The 4,605-nt window shown below is 60.3% G+C and carries 1 protein-coding gene; it reads left to right on the forward strand.

The window, feature by feature from the left end; genetic code table 11:
* Positions 1–521: 521 nt before the first annotated feature.
* Positions 522–4,605 (forward strand): cadherin-like domain-containing protein (locus FDX01_RS23305; protein ID WP_249360852.1); only part of this gene is annotated, 4,084 nt, incomplete at its 3' end.

Here is a 4,605-nt window from a genome sequence, read left to right on the forward strand (position 1 = left end):
ATAAAACACTATCAGTAAGTTGGAGTCATTACCTAAATACTACTAATATTGAGAGGCCAAGCAGATTTTGCTCTTTTTTTTGCGCAATTTATAAAAAATCATAATTCACTAATGCGGTAACGGGAATTAATAAAATAATAACCTGAATTTTTCATGAAGTTAGTATTTAATTCTAATGCGCCGAACTTTTGCTTTACCTTTTCGGTTTTCAGCGTTGCTTAATTGTTACTAAAAGCGAGTTGTTTTAAAAGTATTCAAATGCTAAGTTAATGAAATTAATTATAAAATTTTGCTTACGGTTAAGCCTTTCGTCGTATTGGTTTTTTCAGGGCTGGCGGGGCGCTGTCTTGTTTGTCCTTTAAGATTTATTTATTCTTCGAGCGCTAAGCGTCCATTCGATAATTTCGATGAATATATCCCCTGTTTGCCCTCCTCTGGCCTGGCGACATGGTGTACGCTCCTGGCAACGCTGAACTCAGAATATTTATCCAGTCACTCTATTTTTTAAGAGCAGTAAACCTATGACTACAATAAAGAACCGTCGTTTACGTCCGCGTGCGCATCGTTTTGCTCTTGAGTCTCGCCAGCTTTTTGATGGAGCCGCTCTGGCTGAAACCGCCATCCATGAGGCATCGGCAAGCGATCTGGTGCACCATGAAAGCGCCACCGAACCCGCGAAGGCGCTGGATATTCCCCACGCCGCCACAGCCGACGCCGCAAGCGAAAAACCGGGCAGCGCCGCCAGCGAAGTCTATGTAATAGACCAGCATATCTCCGGCTGGCAGTCGCTGGTGGACCAGGTGCCGCAGGGCAGCCAGGTGGTGATTATCGATGAAAACAGCTCGGGTCTGAGCCAGCTTGCCGACGCGCTGAAAGGCGAAACCAATATTTCCGCCATTCATATTCTGAGCCACGGCGCGTCCGACGCCATTACGCTTGGCACCGATGTGCTGACGGCGGACAACCTCTCGGCGTGGTCTTCACAGCTCAGCGCTATCGGCGCGAGCCTTAGCGACAGCGGCGACATCCTGCTTTACGGCTGCGACGTCTCCGCCCAGGATAACGCCTTTATCACCCGCTTCGCCGAACTGACTCAGGCGGACGTGGCGGCCTCCAGCGACATGACCGGCAGCGCGGCGCTTTCCGGCGACTGGGTGCTGGAAAACCATACCGGCAGCATTGAAGCGAAAACCTTCGCCTTTGATTACGACGGCCTGCTGGCCGGGCCGGAAGTCACCGCGCCGGAAAAAGGCATCACCGTCGCCGAGCCGAGCAGCCTTAACGCCGCAGGCGCCGATACCGCCACGCTCAGCGGCTGGCAGGTCAGCACCACGGACGCCAGCGAAACCGTCATAGTCACGGTGAGCCTGAGCAACAGCGCCATCGGCAAACTCAGCGACAGCCAGACCAGCAACGCTTCGCTGACCATGACCGGCACTGCCAGCAAAGCACAGGCCTGGCTTAACAGCATCACCTTTACCTCCGCTGACGTCGAGCTTGGCAACACCGGCGCCAGCGGCAAGCTGGACGTCACGGTGCGCGACAGCGCGGGCGTCAGCACCAGCAAATCCATCGATGTGACCGTGACCCCGTCGAACGACCCGGTAAGCGTGGCCGACGCCACCCAGAACGTGCCGGAGATCGAATCGGGCGGCAGCGTCATCACCACCGTGACCCTTAACGCCATCGATGCGGAAGTAACGGCGGGCACCCAGCAGCCCGTGCAGATTGTCTATGGTCTGACCGACCTGCCGCAGTATGGCTATCTGACGCTGAACGGCGACCGGATGGGCGTCGGCTCTATCTTTACCCAGCAGGATTTGATCGACGGCAAGGTGAAGTATGTCCACACCGCCACGGGCGCAGACCAGAACGCCGCCGACGGCTTTACGGCGGTCTTCAACGACGGCGCGACGCCGAAGGCGCAGTCCGATACCGTCCACGTCACGCTGAACATTACCCCGCAGAACCAGGCGCCGACCCTTAGCGGCAGCGGCGTGGTCTTTGAAGGCCAGCCCAACAATGCGGTCAACACCGGCAACGTCGGCCAGTATATAGAGGCGGACGGCGGCGGCGATCCGGGCGACACAACGCTGACTCTCACCATTACCGCCCTGCCGACCCACGGCACGCTCTGGTTTAACGGCGTCGCCGTCACCGTCGGCCAGACCTTTGACTATGCCGATCGCAATCTGCTGACCTATGCTAACGACGGCAGTGAAAACCAGGGCACCGACAGCTTTGGCGTACGCGTCACCGACCAGGGCGGCGGCACCGGCGTGCCGGCCAGCACCGACGGCACCATTACCCTGACCGTGCGCCCGGTGGATGACGACCCGACTCTGGACAACGTAACGCTGCACGCGCAGGTGGACGATCTGGCGAACGCCGTCACCCTTACGTCTGCGATGATCGGCGCAAGCGACGTGGATTCCACCGATAACCACCTCAGCTTTATCGTTGACGACAGCAAGCTCACCCACGGTTACCTGACGCTGGACGGCTACCGCCTGCAAAACGGCGGCACCTTCACCATGCAGGATATCGTCGACGGCAAAGTGCAGTACGTGCAGTACGCCAGCGCCAGCGCATCGGGTGACACCGACAGCTTCAACTTTGTGGTGGTGGACAACACCGCTGCGCTGCGCTGGAACGCCGACGGCACGACCTACAGCCGCATCGGCGGCGTGTACACGCCGGGCACCGAAACGCTGACCAGCTTTACCTTTACCATCGGCCTTGCGGTGGTCACGGGCGGCGGTCCCGGCACGATTCCGGATCGCGTCACCACCATTACCAACCGCGATTCCACCTGGGCGGGCATGGACTTCACCTCTGGCTACGCCCGCGGCGAAGTGGAAGAAGGCGGCATCCTCGTACTGAACGGCACCAGCGGCGACTTCTCCAGCGTGCCGGGCCTGAGCTACACCGCCACGGGCGTGGACGCCTCGCAGGTGGTCTATACCTTCCTTGGTTTCTCGAACGGCGCAACGGGCGGCGAGCTGCAAAAAAATGTCGGCGGCAGCTGGGTGACGCTCGGCGAATACGCCACCTTTACGCAGGCCGACCTCGACAGCGGCAATATTCGCTTCCAGCACGACGGCGGAGAGACCTTTGTCTACGCCGCGGCGTTCTCTGTCTCGGCGGGGCTGACCACGCTCGATGCTAACGGCAACCCGGTGACCGATATCTGGACGCCGACGCTGAACATCTACGTCACGCCAGTGAACGATCTGCCGGTGGTAACCGGCTCCTCCTCCACCGTAATCGCCGAAGGCGAAACCGCTTACCTGACCACCGGCCAGATAGCGATAAGCGACCCGGACGACGCCAACAGCAGCAACGGGCTGGAAGAGAGCGCGACGATCAAAGACGGCAGCGCCAACAACTATGCCTATAACAACGACGCGACCGACGCCAACGCCCTGAAGTTCACCATCAAAACGCTGCCGGACGGCGGCACGCTGCAATACTACAACGGCTCGCAGTGGGTTGACGTTACCGTCGGCCAGACGCTCAACGCCTCGCTGCTTACCGCCAGCGCCTCGACCACCGGGCTGCGCTTCGTCAGCGACGGCTCGGAAGTGCGCTCCACCACCTTTACCGTATCGGCCACCGACCGCTGGGGCGCCACCTCCGCCAGCGACGCGACGGTGAAAATCCAGATAACTAACGTCAACGACGCGCCGCAGATCGCCAAAGACCCGACCCAGGCCGACCCGACGGTGACCGCAGGCTCGCCGAACCTGATTGGCGGCACGCCAGTCAACAACCCGCTGTACGTCACCGAAGGAAGCTATGGCCAGATAACCAGCGCCATGCTGCAAGCCTACGATTCCGACAGCAGCTCAATGCAGGTGCAGTACACCATCACCGGCACGCCGACCCACGGCACCCTGGCCTATTCCAAAGATGGTGTGAACTTCAGCCCCATCGGCAAAGGCTCCTCCTTCACCCAGCAGGATGTGGCGAACGGGTACATTTACTACCTGAACGACGGCACCGAAGGCAGCGGCAACAGCGAACCCGCCACCCCGGACGATAAGTTCACCTTCACGATTTCTGACGGCGACAAAGAGCAGACCGGCAACGCGTTCTGGATCTACACCCGCCCGACCGACGACGCGCCGGAAGTGACCGCGCCGTCGGGCATCAAGAACATCGCCAGCGCCACGGCGACGAGCAACGCCCTGCCGGGCTTCTCGGTCAAAGATGGGGATCTGACAGACGGCGTGACCGATGGCGAGAGCGATTATTTGCAGGTGACCGTGCGTCTGCTGCATGCGGACGGCAGCGCCTTCGTGGCCAGCGAATACAGCGACGTGACCCTGGGTTACGCGACCGGCAGCGGCGCGACGATCTCTACCGCCCACGGCGGCCAGCACGACTATCTGGTCTTGAGCGGCACCCGCGCCCAGGTGAACGCGGCGCTGGCGGGCCTGACGGTGACCTTCAGAACCGACCGCAACGCCACCTATCAGGTGCAGACTATCGCCGATGACCGCCTGCGCGACGCAAGCGGCACGCTGACGGCAGGCGCTAACGGCGGCACGCTGAACCAGCCCGCGACGCCTGGCAGAGGCGCGGCGGCCACCGCCGTCGACG

It is taken from the genome of Citrobacter sp. wls613, assembly GCF_005281195.1.
Classification (GTDB): Bacteria; Pseudomonadota; Gammaproteobacteria; order Enterobacterales; family Enterobacteriaceae; genus Citrobacter; species Citrobacter gillenii.